General features: G+C 36.8%; 14 protein-coding genes. 4 read left to right on the top strand and 10 right to left on the bottom strand.

All coding sequences use genetic code 11. The features are described 5' to 3' along the window. Positions 1–57 precede the first annotated feature (57 nt). On the top strand, positions 58–1371 hold the full coding sequence (trpB, locus tag BKH40_RS00560) for a tryptophan synthase subunit beta (protein ID WP_095275884.1): 1314 nt from the start codon (positions 58–60) through the stop codon (positions 1369–1371). Positions 1372–1967: 596 nt separating this feature from the next. Continuing rightward, entirely contained in the window at positions 1968–2804 is an 837-nt protein-coding gene (locus BKH40_RS00555; RefSeq protein WP_095275882.1) for a hypothetical protein, read from the top strand. Between the two features lie 105 nt (positions 2805–2909). Here BKH40_RS00555 and BKH40_RS00550 read toward each other — a convergent pair whose 3' ends face one another. Continuing rightward, positions 2910–3578 (bottom strand): superoxide dismutase, encoded by a 669-nt coding sequence (locus BKH40_RS00550; protein ID WP_095275880.1) that lies wholly within the window; start codon positions 3576–3578, stop codon positions 2910–2912. Between the two features lie 91 nt (positions 3579–3669). Between BKH40_RS00550 and BKH40_RS00545 the strand changes: the two genes are divergently transcribed. Both BKH40_RS00545 and BKH40_RS00540 read left to right on the top strand, forming a co-directional pair. Then, entirely contained in the window at positions 3670–4464 is a 795-nt protein-coding gene (locus tag BKH40_RS00545; protein ID WP_095275878.1) for a mechanosensitive ion channel domain-containing protein, read from the top strand. A 4-nt stretch (positions 4465–4468) separates the two neighbouring features. After that, on the top strand, positions 4469–5671 hold the full coding sequence (locus tag BKH40_RS00540) for an aminofutalosine deaminase family hydrolase (RefSeq protein WP_095275876.1): 1203 nt from the start codon (positions 4469–4471) through the stop codon (positions 5669–5671). Between the two features lie 215 nt (positions 5672–5886). Here the strand turns inward: BKH40_RS00540 and cooS are convergent, their stop codons facing one another. The 9 genes from cooS to sucC all read right to left on the bottom strand — a co-directional run bounded on the left by cooS (position 5887) and on the right by sucC (position 18678). Further along, the gene (cooS, locus tag BKH40_RS00535) at positions 5887–7929 is read right to left on the bottom strand and encodes an anaerobic carbon-monoxide dehydrogenase catalytic subunit (protein WP_095275874.1); all 2043 of its coding nucleotides are present in this window, start codon (positions 7927–7929) and stop codon (positions 5887–5889) included. Between the two features lie 454 nt (positions 7930–8383). Beyond that, positions 8384–10738 (bottom strand): phosphoribosylformylglycinamidine synthase subunit PurL, encoded by a 2355-nt coding sequence (gene purL / locus BKH40_RS00530; RefSeq protein ID WP_095275873.1) that lies wholly within the window; start codon positions 10736–10738, stop codon positions 8384–8386. A gap of 61 nt (positions 10739–10799) precedes the next feature. Beyond that, positions 10800–13526 (bottom strand): autotransporter outer membrane beta-barrel domain-containing protein, encoded by a 2727-nt coding sequence (locus BKH40_RS00525; RefSeq protein WP_095275871.1) that lies wholly within the window; start codon positions 13524–13526, stop codon positions 10800–10802. Positions 13527–13731: 205 nt separating this feature from the next. Then, positions 13732–14283 (bottom strand): 2-oxoacid:acceptor oxidoreductase family protein, encoded by a 552-nt coding sequence (locus tag BKH40_RS00520; RefSeq protein ID WP_095275869.1) that lies wholly within the window; start codon positions 14281–14283, stop codon positions 13732–13734. Between the two features lies 1 nt (position 14284). Further along, positions 14285–15112 carry a 2-oxoglutarate ferredoxin oxidoreductase subunit beta gene (locus BKH40_RS00515; protein ID WP_095275868.1) on the bottom strand — a complete coding sequence of 276 codons (828 nt, stop codon included), beginning with the start codon at positions 15110–15112 and terminating at the stop codon, positions 14285–14287. An 11-nt stretch (positions 15113–15123) separates the two neighbouring features. Beyond that, positions 15124–16257 carry a 2-oxoglutarate synthase subunit alpha gene (locus BKH40_RS00510; protein WP_095275866.1) on the bottom strand — a complete coding sequence of 378 codons (1134 nt, stop codon included), beginning with the start codon at positions 16255–16257 and terminating at the stop codon, positions 15124–15126. Positions 16258–16271: 14 nt separating this feature from the next. Continuing rightward, the gene (locus BKH40_RS00505; protein ID WP_095275864.1) at positions 16272–16583 is read right to left on the bottom strand and encodes a 4Fe-4S binding protein; all 312 of its coding nucleotides are present in this window, start codon (positions 16581–16583) and stop codon (positions 16272–16274) included. A gap of 30 nt (positions 16584–16613) precedes the next feature. Continuing rightward, the gene (gene sucD / locus BKH40_RS00500; RefSeq protein ID WP_095275862.1) at positions 16614–17489 is read right to left on the bottom strand and encodes a succinate--CoA ligase subunit alpha; all 876 of its coding nucleotides are present in this window, start codon (positions 17487–17489) and stop codon (positions 16614–16616) included. Between the two features lie 19 nt (positions 17490–17508). Further along, positions 17509–18678, bottom strand: coding sequence for an ADP-forming succinate--CoA ligase subunit beta (gene sucC / locus BKH40_RS00495; RefSeq protein WP_095275860.1), 1170 nt, complete (start codon positions 18676–18678; stop codon positions 17509–17511). Positions 18679–18903 lie beyond the last annotated feature (225 nt).

The following is an 18903-nucleotide window of genomic DNA, read 5'->3' as shown; positions in this document are numbered from 1 at the left end:
AGCAAAACCTCTTTTACTTTCAAGCTTTTTGATAAAATGTAGTTAAAAAGGATATTTATGAACGACACAAAAAAGATTGAGAAAAAGAAAAACGCGATACTTAAGGATAAAACTTCAAGCAACTTAAGTAAAAGTTTACCAAAGAGTTTAAAAAGTTTGGATGGGTACTTTGGAGACTTTGGGGGATGTTATATACCTGAGATTTTATATGTTGCTTTAAGTGAGCTTGAAGTTGCTTATAAAACTATCTTTCAAACCAAAGCTTTTCAAAAAGAACTTAGATTCTTACATAAAAACTTTATCTCTCGCCCTACTCCTTTAATACACGCTAAAAATGCCTCAAAACTACTTAAAAACAACATCTATCTTAAATTTGAAGGCCTAGCAAACACAGGAGCCCATAAGATTAATAACGCCCTAGCCCAAGTCTTACTAGCCAAAAAGATGGGCAAAAAGAAAGTTATAGCCGAAACTGGTGCTGGGCAGCATGGGCTTGCAACTGCCAGTGCTTGTGCATATCTAGGTATGGAGTGTGTTATATACATGGGCAGTGTAGATATAAAGCGTCAAAGACCTAATGTCTTTATAATGGAGCGTTTTGGGGCTAAAGTAGTAAGCGTAGAAAGTGGTGAAAAGACGCTAAAAGACGCTGTTAATGAAGCCTTGCGTGAGTGGAGTAAAGATTCTAAAAATATATTTTATGTACTAGGCAGTGCCCTTGGGCCAAGTCCATATCCAGACATGGTGCGTGATGCACAAAGCATCATAAGTAAAGAGCTTTTAAAACAAACTAAGGCCTACTTTAAAGGCAAGCCAGACTACGTTATAGCCTGTGTTGGTGGCGGGAGTAATGCCATGGGTGTTTTTAGCCACTATATAGAATCTAAAAAAGTGCATCTAGTAGGCGTTGAAGCAGGTGGACTTAGTGATAAAAAAGGTGAGCACGCTATGAGGATGAATGGCCATGCAAAAGTTGGCATAGCCCAAGGCTATAAAAGCTTTTTCTTACAAGATAAAAATGGTCAATTAGAGCTAACTCACTCTATATCAGCAGGGCTTGATTATGGCGGTATAAGTCCTCAGCTTGCAAATTTAGGCAAGAAAAAAAGAGTAGAGTTTATCTACGCTAGGGATAAAGAAGCTTTATACGCCTTAGAGTTTTTTGCTAAAAATGAAGGCATACTCCCAGCCTTAGAATCTGCCCACGCACTAGCAGGATGCATCAAAGTATGTAAAAAAGTTAAAGATAAAAACATAGTGGTAAATGTAAGTGGAAGAGGCGATAAAGATATCTTTATAACTGCCAAGGTATTAGATAAAGATAGATGGAAGGCCTTTTTGGAAGCTGAGCTAGAAAGTATGAAAGATTAAAAAATACTAAAGCGCTTTTACTTAGTAAAACTAAGGTCTATAAATATCTTAATGCATGGTAATTATAAATAGGACTATTAATTAAATGTCACTGCAAGATGCCTTCATAATATGTCTTCATAGGCAAGGCATGGTAATCCCTACTATGTCATATACTAAGAAGGCATAAGTCTAGTGTGATAAGCTAATGTTTAAATTTTAGTATGTTATAAAAAGTGGCATAGAGAAAGATTTGAGTAAGCTGCTTTACAAGGATACTACTTTTCTCCTAGCATCTTCCATAACGCCTTCACTTCTCATACTAAAGATAAAAGAAAAAAGTTTTTATACAAGCAAGCAAAGATTAAATAAAAACTTTTTTACTAATTTTTAATAAGAATAAGTACTGCACTTAGTAAAAATCCAACTTTAAGCTTACTTTAATTAAAAAAAAAAAAAAACGGCTTATAATATTCCCGCATCTACAAATATAAAAACTAAAAAAGTTAATATTTGTTAAATAAAACAAATATAACCTTATCACAAGACTTAGATGCACAAGTCAAATCAAACATACCAAGTTTATTTTAAAACAAAAAACACTTTAAGGAGAAATAATGAAAAAATATGCACTGGCTAGCTCATTTACGCTAATAGCCTTACTTAGTCTAAGTAGCAGTATTTTAAAAGCGGATGAGTTAAAACCTTTTAGTTTAATATGTCTACCTTCACAAGATCATCCCGGATCATTTCTTTGCAGTCAACAAGGGCTTAATCTACCAGAACAGACAAGTAGTGCAAACCCTACAACTCAAACAAACCCTACTGTAACCATTCTTAACAGTGATGACGATCAAGGAGTTAGTGTGCATGGTGGGGAAAGGGCTAAAATTAGTGGTGTACTTTTTGGCATAGATGCAGGTATCTCTTATCAAAGTGCTGATTCTTACTCAAATAGGAGTGCTCCTGGTGCATTACTTGGCTTACGTCTTGGCTATCAAGTAGCCTTTACAAAATATATAGGAATGAGATTCTATCTAAGTGATAGCTTTTCTGTAGGCCCTGAATGGATGATTAACTCATTGCTAGCAAATATAGACTTTTACTATAACTTTACTAGAAAGTGGGGCTTATATGTAGGAGGAGGATCAGGAGTGCAAACTGTTTTTGATGGTCTTAGTAGGCCATCTTCCATCACCTCTAACAATGGATTCACCATTTCTTTTAGCGGATTAAATGGTTTTTCAAATGCCAATCAAATACAAAATAGAAATTCATTTATATATACTGGTAATTTTGGCATTGAGTACCTACCAGGCAAAAAGGTTGGTAAAAATATCATAAGTCTTGGGGTAACGGTAGTTTCACCTGTTTTAGTAAGTTATACCAATAGCGATAATAGTGTTGTCTTAGGAAACTATATATACACTTTTGGATATACACATGTGTTTTAAAATATAAAAGTTGCTTTCTAAGACACAAGCCTGTCTAAACAGGCTTGTAGTAATATGTGACTACTTCAAAGTAAGCTAAGTCTACACATAAAAGCCTTAAAGCTTTTATCTTTCTTCTTTGTGTATAGAATCGATATAAAAAGCAACTGTGCCTTTGCCATTTTTAAGTGCCCACTCATAAGCTTGGCTTACAAACGCCCAGTTTATGTGATTAAAAAACTTTTCTAGATAGCTAGGACGCAAGTTTCTATAGTCTATGTAGTAAGAGTGCTCCCATACATCAACTACTAAAAGTGGTACTTTGTGCTCAGTGATAGGGGTTTGTGCATTAGTGGTTTGAACTAACTCTAAGCTTTTAGTGTCTAGGTTATAAACTAGCCAAGCCCAGCCTGAGCCAAAAAGTGTAGTGGCGGATTTTAAAAACTCTTCTTTGAACTTATCAAATGAGCCAAACTTAGAATCTATAGCTTTTTTAAGTTCATCACTTAGACATTTTAAGCAACCGCCTTTATTAGGGCTTCCTTCTAGTGGGGCAAAGCAGTCCCAAAAAAAGTCGTGATTATAGATCTGTGCAGCATTATTAAAAAGGCCGCCACTTGATTTTTCTATAATGTCATAAAGTTTTGCGTTTTCGTAGTCTGTGCCTTTTATTAGATTATTTAGATTAGTTACGTAGGCTTGGTGATGCTTGCCGTGGTGGTAAGAAAAAGCTTCTTCACTATAAAAATCTTTAAAAGCGTTAACTGGATTAGGTAAATTTCTTAATTTAAACATATTATCTCCTTGATATACTCTACAATTACTATAAGAGTTAGATAAGTATAGCTTATGTTGATTTATAATTAAGAAAACTTAAAGGTTAAAAATGGATTCGCAGGCATTATTAAGTAAAGCTTTAAGCACAGGAGAGCTTTTAGGTCTAGCTATATTGAAGGCTATTGTTATATTAATAGTTGGGCTTTATCTAGCTAGGATAGTTAAAAAGCGTATCTTTCACGTAGTTAATAAAGCTACAAATAATGACGAAATCCTAGCTAACTTCATCTCTCAGGCAGCAAGTGCCATCATCCTTGTAATAGCAGGCATTGCCGTCCTTAGTGCCCTAGGCGTGCAGATAGCTTCAATAATCGCCCTGCTTGGTACCATAGGTGTCGCCATAGCCCTAGCTTTAAAAAACTCACTTTCTTCAGTTGCAGGCGGTATCATACTAATAGTTTTAAGGCCTTATAAAAAAGGAGATACTATAAAGATAGGAGGCACTGAAGGGGTAGTGCAAGCTATAAATCTTTTCACTACTATCTTAAAAACTGACGATGGCAAAATAGTAACGATGCCTAATAACGCCGCAGCAAACTCAACTATCATAAACTCTGGAGTAAATGAGATTTTATCCATAGAAGAAGTGACTTATAACCTAAAGCTACCTTATGAAACAAATCTAGATTCTATAAAAGAGAATCTAAAAGCTACTCTAGCGACACTTAAAAACGTAGTCCAAGAAAAGGGCTATAAAGTAGATATAACTAGCTTTGAAGAAGACTATGTAGCAGCAAGTATAAAGATATGGTGTGATAAGCTAGAGCTAGATCAAACTAAAGAAGCCTTATCATCTGCTTTAAAACATATACTACAAGAAGAATACATCAAACATAAAGGCTAAGCTTATGAAACTACTAGGTGCAAGATACGTACTAACTGCTGATGAGAGTTTTTCCATACTAGAAAATGGCGCTGTGCTTTATGAAGGCGATAAGATAGTAGAAGTTGGAAGTTATGAAGCTTTAAGTTTAAAGACAGAGGATAAAAGCTTTTATAAAGATTCCATCCTTACGCCTGCTTTTATAAACGCCCATGTGCATTTTGAGTTTAGTAAAAATAGTGGTGAGTTTAGATATGGAAGCTTTGGGGCTTGGCTAGAAAGTGTGATTGGCAACAGAGGTGAGGTTTTAAAAGATGCAAGCAAGGCTATAAAAGAAGCTATAAGCGAGAGTAAAAAAAGTGGAGTTGGGACTATAGGGGCTATTAGCAGCTATGACATGGACTTAAACACACTTTTAGAATCTGGTCTAAGAACAGTCTACTTTAGTGAAGTTTTAGGGGCTAATATTACTGAGTTGCAATCTCAAATAGATGCCCTTGCTAAAAGGCTAGAAACTAGCTTAAGTCATAAAAGTGCTATGTTTATCCCAAGTCTTGCCGTGCACTCACCCTACTCTATAAGTAAAGAGCTTTTAGAATACACTCTAAATCTAGCTAGGAATCTAAACTTACTCGTAAGCACTCACTTCCTAGAAAGCAAAGAAGAACTAGAGTGGTTAGAATCTAGTAGCGGCTTTTTCAAGCACTTCTATGAAGATATCTTACACATCTCTAATCCAAAGCCAAACTTTAGCGTTGAAGGTTTTTTAGAATCTTTTTATGACCTAGACTGCCTTTTTGTGCACTGCTTGCAAGCTGATGAAAGTGTGTTGCAAAAGATTCTAAGTAAAGGCAAGATTGTCTCTTGTCCAAGGTCAAATCTTCTTTTAAATCAAAAAATGGGGCTTAATGAGATAGTAGCCACTGATGGAAAAAGCTCTAATATAAATCTAAATATGCTAGATGAGTTAAGGGCTGCATTTTTTACAAGCATAGCTTTAAATCCTACTAACTTAGAATCTTTAGCCATAAAACTACTTCAAAGCGTAACTTGCAAAGCTGCCCTTGCTTTAAGACTAGAAAATGGCAGCTTACAAAGTGGTAAGTTAGCAGATATGGCACTTTTTAGCTTTCCTAAGCTAGAAGATATAAAAGATATAAGCTTACATCTATTACTCTATGCAAAAGAGGCACAAAGTCTTATAGTTGGCGGGGTAGAAAGATTCTAAGCTAGTCTTTAAAGCTTTGTATTTAGGCAGGGTTTAAGGTCTAAAATATAGACTTACAAAACTTGTCTATAAAGTTAAGATATAAAATATATATAAAAAATGGATATAAAATCTAAGCAAGCCAAGGCCTGCTTATAGGAGAAAACAATGTAAGACTTTTATCTAAAAAGTCTTACATTTTGAAAATGCACAAGGTACCAAAAGAGACACTAGGACTAAGCTTCTACTTTAGTGTCAACAACCCATCCAAGTTTTGCTCTTTTAGATTTTAGGTTAGCGATGATTTTATCAGCTAAGGCTAGTGGGTCTGTATCTACGTTCATAGTAGAGCCTAAAGCTTTAGGGTGTAGCACAGCGTCCATAACTTCTGGTGCACCATATACTGGCGGATGCACGCAGTGGAAGGTATCCATACCTAAAAGTCTAAAGCAGTAAGATGCACCTATACCTTTTTCATTCGCCCACTCTGGACTTGACATAGCAAAAGGCATCTCCATCATCTCTTTACCAAAGACTGAAGCCACGCCGCCAAATATCTCAACTGATCTAGTGTTATCTACACACTCACCAACATGCCAGATTGGAGGAAGACCTTTAGCTTCTACAAACTCTCTTAAGCCTTCACCTGCAAACTTGCTAGCACTTGGATCACAAAGACCCATTTTTAGCATAGGGAAAGAAGCACAGCCATTAGTTGTGATTAAGATGTTGTTTGCGATAAGTTTTTTAGTTATATCATAAACTGCTTTTTCATAAATCACCCTTGGGTTAGTACAGCCTACTAGGTTAACTATACCTAGGATTTTTCCTTCTTTTATAGCATTAGCTAAAGGTTCAAAACCACCATAAGTTTCAGCTACATTTTGAGAAGTAAAACCTACTAGTGCGTTAACTTCATATTTTGGTATACGTACTTCTACATCACGTCTATCTACATAGCTTTCTATAGCTCTATTCATAATTTTTCTAGCTATCTTATCAGTGTCTGCAACGTTGCTATGGTGATGGTCATAAGCATAGTGTTCAGCACCTATAAGCCTTGCAGAGTCACTTGTTGTGATAACTGTAGTTTTAAAGCATTTTGCAACTTCCATAATGCCCGGGAAAACATCTTGTATATCAGCCACCCAGCAATCTAGTGCACCAGTACCAAGCACAAGTTCAGCACCTACTGAGTTAGATAAAGGCACTACATCTCCAAATCTATACATTGAAGTAAGTCCAGTACAGCAGATTCCATAAAACTTGATGCCTTTTGCACCTTTTGACTTAGCTAGGTCGACAAACTCTTGGCTTCTACCAAGCTCGATGACTTTACTTATTAGCACTGGTAAGTGACCATGAACTGCTATGTTTACATAGCCTTCTTCTAGTGCACCTACGTTTACCCTTGACATTTTTCTTGTAGGTAAGCCAAATAAGATATCAGTAGCAAGAGCAGGCGCTACAACAGTTGAGAATAAGAAAGTTAGCCCACATCTTGTGAACTGTTTCATTATATTTCTCCAGTCGCCATCTGTTGCTTCATTACTTCTATGTAAGGCTTCAAAAACTTCATGATAAGCAGAGATAGGTATAGCATCCATTTCTTCCCATACTTTTTGACGCTCTGCTGGTGCAAAAGCTTTCAAAACTTTATACTCATCAGGGCTAGTTCTTGATAAGTCTTCTAATAAAGCATCAGCTACTTCTATAGCTAACTCTTTTAGCCCTTTTTTCTCAGAGTTTTCAACACCAAGTCCGGGTGCTACTTCTCTTAGTACATTTTCACCAAGTATTGGTAGATCTAGCTTGCCTTGTGCTGCAAACTTTAAAGCTAGTATAACTTCTCTAGCATGTATACCATGTGCTGCAGTACCACCAGCTATAGCTCTAAGCATGTTTCTTGAAACGATGATATTTTCATCAGCCCCACACACACCTTTAGGGCTTTTTTTAGTTATCTTACAAGGTCCCATGTTGCAGTTTTTACAACAAATCCCTGACAACCCATATCCGCACTGAGGTTTTTGACTATCAAATCTATCAAAAGGAGTAGATATGCCTTTTTCAGTTAGATAAAGCAACATCTCTCTTACTGCCGGGTCTGGTGTTTGATCTAAAACATCTTGTTTGCTAGCAAAAGTTTTCCTATATGCGTTAACTGCTTTCATATAGTCATAGTCATCAACTCCATGTTCATGGCCATGGCTACTAGTAGTTTTTGGGCTTCCGTCTGCTTCAGCGTGTAGTTCACTTATTTGTTCTCTAGTGTCCATTGTTACCTTCCTTTAGTTGGTTTATAGGTTACCCTTAAATTTCACCTAGTGGAATCTTACTACTTTTGGATGCATTTTGAGAATAAAAGCTGGTTTTTTTATATTTTTTTGAGATAAAAGTTAAATAATGTAAGGTTAATGAAGATCATGCCATGTGTAAAAGTAAAGCTTATAAAGATAAAGATGGTTTTTAACGTCCAAAAAAGAAACGCTTTCTACAAGCTTAAGGCCTGCAAGTTAAGGAGATAAAACTAGATTCTATAAAAGTTCTCATCTTTATGCTTGCTATGACCCTAGATAAAAAGTACTAAAAGTTAAAAGCTAGTAAGTGCTTTAAAGATCTTTTATCTAACTTGCTACTTTTATACTTGCTATATTTTTTACTAGCCCTACTCTTCTAGTATCAAACAGCAAAGCAAGGCACTAAAACAAGACTAATATTTAAGCCAAGATTCTAAGCTAAAGTATCTATAAAGCCTTTGTTATAAAGTGTCCTAGCTTCATCTAGGCTAATATTTATAGAATCTATACTTATTAAAGCTTCCCCACTAGTCACGCCTATAAAGCTTAATGGCACATGATGCTTTGAAGCAAGCTCACAGAGTGCTTCTTCACCTGTGCGACTTAGCTCACAAAGCACTAAAGGAGTGTTTTCTGCAAAAAGATTTATACTTTCAAACCCCTCTTTTACAACTGAAGTCTTCACCATACAGCCAAACTGTGACTTTATAGCCATCTTGGTTATAGCTACCGCCAAGCCGCCTTCTTCTACATTTAACGCACTAAGTAAAAGTTTACTCCTAGTTGCTTCTAATACAAAATCTACCATAGCCTTATGCTTGCTCACATCAAAGCTTTTTAGGCTTCCACTTACTTTTTCTCTCAAGATCTTTTGTAAGCTAGCCCCTGCAAACTTAGATTCCATGCTTGTAGCTTGCAAGGCTTCTAAGTCTCCTATCACACAAAGCGTAGTGCTTTCACCCACAAAGTGATCTGGCAAAACTTTCGTCTTATCACTTGCAAGCCCTACCATAACTATGCTTGGAGTTGGATAGATATCTTTACTACCTTCTTCGCTTACGCTTTGATTATATAAAGAGACATTACCACTAACTACAGGTGTATCTAGTGCTATGCAAGCTTCTTTTATGCCTTCTATGCTTTCTTTAAACTGCCACATGACGCTAGGGTTTTCTGGGCTGCCAAAGTTTAAGCAGTCAGTTATCGCTAAGGGCTTTGCAGAGTTTATAGCTAAGCCAAGTGCAGCGTTTAATATGGCTTGTTTTACGCCCTCTTTTGGATTAAGATAGTTTTTCCTAGGGTAGCAGCGAAGTGCCATAGAGAGGGCTTTGCTAGCATTATTTGCATTTTTATACATGTTGCGTGGGAGGGCTATAACTGGATCATTAAGACTTGCACAGCCTTTTAAGGTAGAAGCCTTTATACTATCATCAAACTGATCATAGATATAAGCTTTATTGGCTATCTCAGGACTGCTTAAAAGCTTTTTAAGGCACTCACTTAGATCTAGATTCTCATACACACTAGAATCTAAACTTGCTACCTTGTCTAAGTAGTCTGGGTGTTTTAAAGCACGCTCTAACATAGGTGCGTTTTCAGTGACTGCAGCTATAGGCATGCTTGATACACACTCACCATGCCAGTAAAGCTCCATACTTTTAGTGTTAGTCACTTTGCCAATTATCGCAGTTGAAAGCTCATAGCTTTCAAATATCTTAAGTACTTCTTCTTCCTTGCCAGCTTTAGCGACTAAAAGCATCCTCTCTTGACTTTCACTAAGCATTAAGTCATAAGGACTCATCCCCTCTTCTCTCATAGGCACTTTATCAAGATCTAGTCTCATACCAGATTCTGAACGGGATGCCATCTCAAAGCTAGAGCTTGTAAGACCAGCTGCGCCCATATCTTGTATACCTATGATTAGATCTTTGTTAAAGACTTCTAAGCAGGCATCAAGTAATAGCTTTTCAGTAAAAGGATCGCCTATTTGCACAGTTGGCTTTAAAGACTTGGAATCTTCTCCAAAACTATCACTACTCATCACAGCCCCACCAAGACCATCTTTTCCAGTCTTACTTCCTACATAAATCACTGGGCTTTCTATAGTAGAGTTACTTTCATTAGTATTCTTTGCATTAGTATTTTTTGCATTAGTAGTTTTTGCATAAAAGATTTTATCTCTTTCAACTAGACCTAGGCTAAAGGCGTTAACTAATATGTTGCCATTATAGCAAGGCTCAAAAAGGCTTTTGCTTGCGATAGTTGGCACGCCCATGCAGTTTCCATAGTGGGCTATGCCTTCGCTTACACCAGAAACTAGCCTAGTGTGAAGCTTTTTCATGCTTTTAGATTCTATATCTCCAAAGCATAAAAAGTTTAGACTTGCTAGCAAGTCAGCCCCCATAGTAAACACATCTCTCATAATACCCCCAACTCCAGTAGCAGCCCCTGCGTGAGGCTCTATAAAGCTTGGGTGGTTGTGAGATTCCATCTTAAAGACTGCACAGAGATTATCTCCTAGGTCAATTATCCCGGCATTTTCTCCGGGACCTTGCACCACCTGAGTTGCCTCCACAAAAAGCCCCTTTAGATACTTCCTACTTGACTTATAGCTACAGTGCTCACTCCACATCGCAGAAAAGATTCCAAGCTCTAAGAAGTTTGGAATCCGCCCCAAGATAGCCTTTATCTCTTTGTAGTCTTGCTCGCTAAGTTTATGCTGCTTTAAGACTTTTGGGAGTTTGCTATCATCTATAAAATGGTTGCTTTTTGAAGGATGTTGTGACATGTAGAAGTCCTATAGGCTAAGGTGTTTTATAAGCCTTGATTCTAGCAAAAAAGCTAGGCTTTTAAAACTTATAGCCATACCTAAAGCTAAAAGCAGTAGCGATAAGGGCTTCTTTAAAAGTGCCAAGATAGCTAAGTGATATATTATTACTAGAATTTATATCATACTTTATGCTTGCATTTACGTTGCCTCCAAGAGGTGTATTAGCAAGGCTTACTACATTAAAGCTTATCTCTTCATCTAAAAAAGAGACATTATTAGCTACAGACTTTGAAAGAAGGTCATAAAATATAAAAGCACCCGCACTAAGTTTAAGGTTATCAAGCACACTATAGCTATAGCTTATACCAAGGCTAGGAAGCAAGGCTTGCTGAAACTTAGAATCTACCTTTAACCCAAAGTCTCCACTTTCTTCATATGGTCTTTGTGCAAGGCTTATATAAGTTGCTTTAAAAGCTGGTAGTAAAGAGTGCTTATTTATATTAAACCTATAGCCTAGAAGTAAAGAGGAGTTAAACTCATTAGCAAAGTAGCTAGCATTTGCCTTAGCATTAAGACTGGCTTGATTCCTAGTGCTACTTATAGCATGCAGGCTATAGCCTAGACTTGCTTGATAGGTAAAGCCACTATCAAGTGAATAGATATACACTCTTGAGTTTAGAGTATTAAAGTTAGAATTAAAGCTAGTGCGTGAGGTAGCATAGCCCACGTTATAGCCTATAATAAAGTTAAGCACTCTTTGATTAAACCCAGCTAAAAAAGCAAAAGTATTAGAGTTATAGCCTTTTACATCTTCTCTGGCTCTTTGAGTTATGTTTTGATAGAGTACTTGGGCGTAGACTTCGTTAGTCTTGTCTTTGAGGTAAGGAAGAACTAAGGGTGCATTACTTGCAAATCTTAGTTTTTTTAGCTTTTTTAAGTCTATACCTTTTAAGGAGTTAGCAAGCATAGAGTTAGCCACTATGGAATCTAGTGCTTGAGATATCGCACTTTCAGATTCTAAGGCGTAGTTTTGAAGAGAGTTATCTATATCATTAGGTAAAAGATCATGTAACATGCTTCTTGCAGCATCCCTTTGTTCTTGTTTGCTACCTTCTAAAAAAGCAAGCTTAGTATAAACCCTGCCGCTAGGCGATGTAAAATCTACATCCCTTCCATCACCAAAAGAACCTATCCTTAAAGCTAGCTTTTTGATATTATCTTCTATCTTATGACTTTGAAGGATAGCATCCAAACCAGCCTTTGATAGGGGTTTATCATTTGGATTTGGATTATCTTCCTTAGGTGCTTCTACTGGGTTTTTTGGATCTTCTGGCTTGGCTGGGGCTTCTGGGGCTTCTTTATCTTCTTTGTCATTTGGTGCTGGGCTTGGTTGGTTAGCTGGCTCTTCTAGTGCGGGCTTAGGGCTTTCTATAAGATTATAAAGGCCTTGAGAGTTATACTTAGCTAGTAAATCTAAAACGTTATTACTTCCACCAGTTTCTTTTTTGCCTAGATGAAAGTCTACAAAAGTAAAGTTAGATGCAAGTTTTTGACTTCCTAGCTTATAAGTGCCCTTATCAGTCCCGCTTATATCTTTTACATTATGAAGTGTTTCTCCAAAATAGCTATCAGCTATCTTAGTTCCAGCTATAGTGATGCCAGTAGCTGAGCTAAGAAAGCTTGACTTTAATAAAAGTGCTTTATTTACTTCATCACCTTTGTTTACTATACCAGCTTTATCTTTTAAGAAGTTTGTAAAGTGGGTTTTGGAATCTGTAGATGAAATGGAATCTATTTGTATCTTTTGTAGTTTGATCTCAGCTTTTGTAGAAGTAATAGTTGCTATATTAAAAGTATCATTGGTTGTGCTGAAATAAAAGGTGCCATTATTGGCATCAGCATTAATAAAATTGCCCTGAGTATTTATAGTAGTAAAAGGACTTAGATCAAAACCAAAAAAGCTAGTATCTACAAGATTATCTGTATCGTTATTATTAATATCTTCTATAGTTAGTTTGTTTGTATTAGCACTACTTCCACCAACTGTAACTAACTTATTAGCACCGGTTATAGAGTGAGCAGTTACGCTAGAGCCATTTTTAAGAGTTAGATAGACTTGCCCACCCTCATTTGCCTCTATCTTTCCATCAACACTAATAGATGAGTTATCTAAAGTAGCTTTTTCTATAGTCAATATTGGAGAGTTTTTAAAAGCATCAACCGCAGTAGAACTTGAAGCTGGTAAATCTCTTGATTTCAAATCCATACTAGCTGTACTACTTAAAGATATTGATTTATCACTAGTAAAACTATCAGTTGTTATTTTGCCACCACTCATAGTTAGCTCAGATATAGTAACACTGTTTTCTCTTCTATTGTTAGCTTGAGGTGGGGTTATAGAAGCATTTGTTAGATTAGCTTTTGTGGCAGTTAGTTTATATGCTTGTATGTTTCCAGTAAATGTTAAAAGGCTATCCACATTGATGGAATCTGCAGCTAAAACATTTTGATTACTATTCCCAGTTATACCGTATGTATATATTGTTCCATTAAGACCACTTAAGGTAGTTGAAGCAGAGTGCTTAAACTCTATACCTTTTATCTTTTTATCTTCTGTGCCTATATTGCTAAAACTAATGTTTGAAGTTTGAAGCAAAAGCGTGCCTGTATTATCAGTATCAGTTGTAACTTTTCCAAGTGAAGAAGTAGTAACTGGAAAGTTTGACTCTCCTGGCTTAAACTCATGGTCTGCTAGCAAAAAGCTAGGTAGTAGCAGGCTTGCTAAAGCAAACTGTCTTTTAGACATTTAGATTCCTTAATATATTGTATTTTTAAGCTTAGCTTAAGTAAGTTTTACTTTAAAAGCTACCTTTTTTAGTGGAATCAATTCTACTTTTTGCTAGAACCAAAGTCAATGTAAAATGTCAATTTTTCTACATATTTAATAAAGCTAGCTGTTTAGTAAGCTAGCTTTTAATGCAATAAGTTTATATATAAGTTTTAATAAAACTTTATTTACCCAAAGCTTTTAAGGCATACTTTTCACCTATCTCATAGGCTTTTTTGTTAACATCTGCTACTTTTGCAGGGACTTTGCTAAGCATAGTTTCTATAACCACGTCTTTTTTAACGCAGTTTGTCATAGTGACGGTGATAGCCAAGGCTACAACTGACTGAGTTACAACATTCCCTACTTCTTCTTTAGCTATAGTGATTATTGGTATCTCATAGATCTTAAACTTCTTTCTATCTTCTTCAGTTGGAGTTATAAGGTTAGGCTCTATGATGATGATACCTTTTTCCATAACGCCACCTTTAAAAATGTCATAGCTCATCTGTGCAACTGAAAGCATAAACTCTATCTCACCATCAATCGCGTAAGGATAAAGTATCTCTTCATTATCTAAAAGTATGTCAACCTTAGTAGGCCCACCTCTAACTTGACTAGTATAAGTTGAAGCCTTAAGCCCATAGCCACCATCTCTAATCTTAGCTTCAGCTAGAATCTCACCTGCTAAAAGTACCCCTTGTCCACCAACACCTGTAAATCTTAACTGATCCATATTAGTGACCTCCTTTAGCCATAACTTTTTGTCTCACACCTTCATAAGCTGTGCAGTACTCTTCAAGACTATCATCATGTTTTAAGATACCAGTTGGGAACTTACCAACTTTTTCTTCATCGCTTAGTGCTTCAAACTTGCTTTTTGGCACTAGTCTAGAATCTATCCACTTAAGCATGTCTGTAGCTTCTACCATCTTGTTTTTTCTACCGAGGTTTACATGGCAGTTTGAGTTAACATCAAAGAAGCTAAAGCCTTTATGTTGGAATCCTTCTATGAAGATCTTTTCTAGTTTTTTAGGGTCTAGTACACTTTCTCTAGCTACAAAAGTAGCTCCTGCAGCCTCTGCAAGCTTGCAAGGATCAAAGTCATTATCTATATTGCCAGTTTGTGCTGTAACTGTCCAAAAACCTTTTGGAGTTGTAGGAGAAGTTTGAGAGTTAGTAAGTCCATAGATGAAGTTGTTAACTAAAACATGGTTTAAGTCTATGTTTCTTCTGCAAGCGTGTATTGTGTGATTCCCACCTATAGCTAAAGTATCGCCATCCCCCCCTACTACTATTACATGTTTTTCTGGATGGGCAAGTTTGATACCAGTTGCATAAGCAAGGGCACGACCATGAGTGGTGTGAACTGTATTACAGTTAACATAAGAACTCATCCTCCCACTACAGCCTATACCACTAACCACACATACATCTTTCATATCCCAGCCGACTGCATCAATCGCCCGAATAATTGACTTTAATATAACTCCATCACCACAACCCCAACACCACAAAGTTGGTAACTTTTCTGTTCTTAAATATTTATCATAATTAAATGCCATAGAATCTTCCTTTACATAGACTTTAATTTTTCTATTATTTCTAAAGGCGATATAGTTCTACCATTAGCACGCCCCATAAACTCAACTTTTCTCTCTAAAATGCGCTCTACTTCTTCAAGGTACTGACCTTTATTAAGCTCTATCATTAATACTTTTTTGAAGTTCTTGCCAAGCTTAGCTAGTTCTTTTTCAGGACTTGGCCAAAGAGTGATAGGTCTAAAAAGTCCTACTTTTTTACCTATGCCACCATTTTTTTCCATCTCTTTAAAAGCTTCTTTTACAGAAAGACTTGCAGACCCATAAGCAATTATTGCTATATCTGCACCTTCTAAGTTAAGCTCTTCATTCTTAGTTACTTCATCCATATGTGCTTCTATTTTATTAAAAAGCCTATCTATTAAAAACTGTCCTTCTTTGGCATCTTCAGTTGGGAAACCTATAGGTCCGTGGTGAAGCCCAGTTATATGGTTTTTATAACCAGTAAAGAAAGGGTTTAGTACTGCTGGCTCATCTATCTTTACTCCATAAGGTTTATAGTCTTTTGGGTCGCCTTCAAAGCGTTTTCTAGTGATTATAGTTTTTTGTATATCTTTTAAATCCGGCACTACAGCCTTCCCATACATATGCCCTATAGTTTCATCCATAAGTAAAAATACTGGCTGCATAAAACGCTCAGCTAAGTTAAAAGCTCTAACTGTTTCTGTATAAGTTTCTTCTAAAGTACCAGGTGCTACAGCTATGGACTTATAATCACCATGGGTTGGATGCTTAGCAAAGCTTACATCGCTTTGCCCTACCCTAGTAGGCATACCAGTTGAAGGCCCTAGACGCATAACGTTTGCTATAACCAAAGGAATCTCTGCCATATAACCTAAACCAACTTGCTCAGCCTTAAGTGAGATACCAGGCCCTGAGCTTCCAGTCATAGCTTTAACTCCACTCATAGATGCACCTAAAGAAGCAGAGATCCCACTTATCTCATCTTCCATCTGTATAAAAGTACCACCACGTCCTGGTAGCATCACACTCATCTCATGCATGATATCTGAAGATGGTGTTATGGGATAGCCCCCATAAAACATACAACCTGCATCAATTGCACCCATAGCTACTAGCTCATTTCCACCTGAAATTATTTCTCGCATTAGTCTTCCTCTAATTATTCTATTGTCATAAAGTGATTTGCTTTAATTCGCTCTGCTCTTTCTTGAGCTTCCTTGCTAGTTTTGGCGAACTTAAACTGCTTTCTATCTGCTACTGATATAGCAAAGTCAGGGCAGTGCAACTCGCACTCCATGCATCCTATACAGCTTTCAGGGTGTAATACTTTTACTATCTTATCTAATACTTTATGTGGATCTAGCACCATGGCAAGCACACCCGCTGGGCACCTTGATACGCATATATCGCAAGCTTTGCATCTTGCTTCATTAACCCATACGGGCGTGTTTTCTGGAATCGCTGCAGACATTGTCTATCCTTTAATTTTTGGGTTTTTGGGTTACTTTAAAATCTCTAACATCTTAGTGCCAATCTCTGCAGGACTTTCTGCGACATGCACTCCTGCACTTCTTAGTGCTTCTATCTTTTCTTTAGCTGTTCCTTTACCACCACTAACTATAGCTCCAGCGTGCCCCATCCTTTTTCCTTTAGGTGCTGTGGCTCCAGCTATAAAGGCAACTACTGGCTTTTTAATATTAGCTTTTATAAACTCAGCTGCTTCTATCTCTAGGCTTCCACCTATCTCACCTATCATAACCATAGCTTTTGTATCTGGATCTTGTTCAAAAAGTGGTAGTAGTTGCTTATAACTTAGACCTATTATTGGATCTCCACCTATACCTACAGCAGTAGATATACCTAGTCCATTAGTCACTAGTTGGTTAGCACTTTCATAAGTTAAAGTCCCAGACTTTGATATAAGACCTATATTTTTAGGACCTTTTTTGAAAATAAAGCCCGGCATAATCCCTATCTTGCACTCTTCACTAGTAATGATACCTGGGCAGTTTGGCCCAAGCATATCCATGCCTTGCTTTTTAGCATACATCTTAGCAAACATGATATCTCTAACTGGTGCACCTTCAGTTATAACAACTGCTAGCTTAATCCCGCCATTTGCCGCTTCCATAATGGCATCCGCCACAAAAGCTGGTGGGACAAATATCATACTTACTGTAGCTCCAGTCTTACTAACTGCTTCTTTTACTGTGTTGAAAACTGGCTTATCTAAGTGAGTAGTGCCACCTTTGTTTGGAGTAACACCACCTACTATATTACTTCCATAGGCAATGCACTGCTCACTATGGAAACTTCCTTCTTTACCTGTAAAGCCCTGTACTATAATTTTTGTATTTTTATTTACTAATATGCTCATCAATCGCCTTTTGAAGATTTTATTTTATTGCGTTTATTGCTTTTTTAGCGCCATCTCTTAAGTCACTAGCCACGATTAGATTTTTTATATTAGCCTTAGCTAATATCGTAGCGGCCTCTTTAGCATTAGTCCCATCAAGTCTTACAACGATAGGAACTTCAACTTTTGTAAGCTTAGTGGCTTCTAAGATTCCATTTGCAACTCTGTCGCATCTTACTATCCCGCCAAATATATTTACAAATATAGCCTTAACGTTTTTATCTTCCAAGATTATCTCAAAGCCTTTTGCAACTGTCTCAGGACTAGCGCCACCACCCACGTCTAAGAAGTTAGCAGGCTGACCGCCTTCATACTTAATAATATCCATAGTAGCCATAGCAAGACCAGCGCCATTAACCATGCAGCCTACATTTCCATCAAGTTTTACATAACTTAAGCCATACTTTCCAGCTTCAACTTCACTTGGTTCTTCCTCGCTTAAGTCTCTCATTTCTAAAATATCTCTATGTCTATAAAGTGCATTATTATCAAAGCCTAGTTTTGCATCTAGTGCTACAAATCTATGATCATCTGTAAAAACCATAGGGTTTATCTCTACTTGCTCTGCGTCTTCACCTATAAATACGTTATATAGTCCTCTGGCAAATTCTGCAAAGTGACCTTGGTGCTCTTTTGCTATCTTTAAGCCTAAAGCAAGCTCTAAGGCGTGAAAGTTTCTAAAACCTATAGTTGGATCTACAGGTACTTTTATTATCTTTTCTGGATTTTTTTCTGCAACCTCTTCTATCTCCATACCGCCTTCAGTACTAGCTATAAAGATAGGCATCTCTAAAGTTCTATCTAACACTATAGCTATATAAAACTCTTTTGCATTTTGCATAGGCAAGCCTTCTTCTATATAGACTTTGCCTATCTTTTTGCCTTCTGGACCAGTTTGATGAGTAACTAAAACCTTACCTAGCATCTCATGTGCTAAACTGCCAACATCATCAACTGACTTAGCTATCTTTACACCACCAGCCTTACCTCTTCCACCAGCATGGATTTGAGCTTTTACAACCCATAAATCCCCACCAAGTCTTCTAGCTGCTTCTTTAGCTTCTTCTACATTAAAAGCAACTTCTCCTCTTGGAACTTCTACGCCATATTTTTTTAATATTGTTTTACCTTGGTACTCGTGTATATTCATTAAGTCTCCTAGTCTATGTGAGAGATGCAAAGCTTACGCTTAAAATTATAGGTCTAAATATACACGCTTAAAGTTGCGAAAATAGTAACAAAACCTACACTCTTAAATTTTTCACTCCGCTGTGGTCATTTTGTTACAAAGTAACTTAATACTTCTTTAAAAACTACACATTTACAATATATAACAGTGACAGTCATATTTTTAGATGTAGATAAAAGTAAAAAA

This window comes from Helicobacter sp. 11S02629-2, assembly GCF_002272875.1.
Classification (GTDB): domain Bacteria; phylum Campylobacterota; class Campylobacteria; order Campylobacterales; family Helicobacteraceae; genus Helicobacter_I.
Note: the sequence above shows the minus strand (reverse complement) of the source record. Positions and strands in the feature narration are given on the sequence as shown.

What these genes read in the sequence shown, in the direction of transcription:
- trpB (WP_095275884.1), top strand. Translation starts at nt 58, where the DNA reads ATGAACGACACAAAAAAGATTGAGAAAAAGAAAAACGCGATACTTAAG.
- BKH40_RS00555 (WP_095275882.1), top strand. Translation starts at nt 1,968, where the DNA reads ATGAAAAAATATGCACTGGCTAGCTCATTTACGCTAATAGCCTTACTT.
- BKH40_RS00550 (WP_095275880.1), bottom strand. Translation starts at nt 3,578, where the DNA reads ATGTTTAAATTAAGAAATTTACCTAATCCAGTTAACGCTTTTAAAGAT.
- BKH40_RS00545 (WP_095275878.1), top strand. Translation starts at nt 3,670, where the DNA reads ATGGATTCGCAGGCATTATTAAGTAAAGCTTTAAGCACAGGAGAGCTT.
- BKH40_RS00540 (WP_095275876.1), top strand. Translation starts at nt 4,469, where the DNA reads ATGAAACTACTAGGTGCAAGATACGTACTAACTGCTGATGAGAGTTTT.
- cooS (WP_095275874.1), bottom strand. Translation starts at nt 7,929, where the DNA reads ATGGACACTAGAGAACAAATAAGTGAACTACACGCTGAAGCAGACGGA.
- purL (WP_095275873.1), bottom strand. Translation starts at nt 10,738, where the DNA reads ATGTCACAACATCCTTCAAAAAGCAACCATTTTATAGATGATAGCAAA.
- BKH40_RS00525 (WP_095275871.1), bottom strand. Translation starts at nt 13,526, where the DNA reads ATGTCTAAAAGACAGTTTGCTTTAGCAAGCCTGCTACTACCTAGCTTT.
- BKH40_RS00520 (WP_095275869.1), bottom strand. Translation starts at nt 14,283, where the DNA reads ATGGATCAGTTAAGATTTACAGGTGTTGGTGGACAAGGGGTACTTTTA.
- BKH40_RS00515 (WP_095275868.1), bottom strand. Translation starts at nt 15,112, where the DNA reads ATGGCATTTAATTATGATAAATATTTAAGAACAGAAAAGTTACCAACT.
- BKH40_RS00510 (WP_095275866.1), bottom strand. Translation starts at nt 16,257, where the DNA reads ATGCGAGAAATAATTTCAGGTGGAAATGAGCTAGTAGCTATGGGTGCA.
- BKH40_RS00505 (WP_095275864.1), bottom strand. Translation starts at nt 16,583, where the DNA reads ATGTCTGCAGCGATTCCAGAAAACACGCCCGTATGGGTTAATGAAGCA.
- sucD (WP_095275862.1), bottom strand. Translation starts at nt 17,489, where the DNA reads ATGAGCATATTAGTAAATAAAAATACAAAAATTATAGTACAGGGCTTT.
- sucC (WP_095275860.1), bottom strand. Translation starts at nt 18,678, where the DNA reads ATGAATATACACGAGTACCAAGGTAAAACAATATTAAAAAAATATGGC.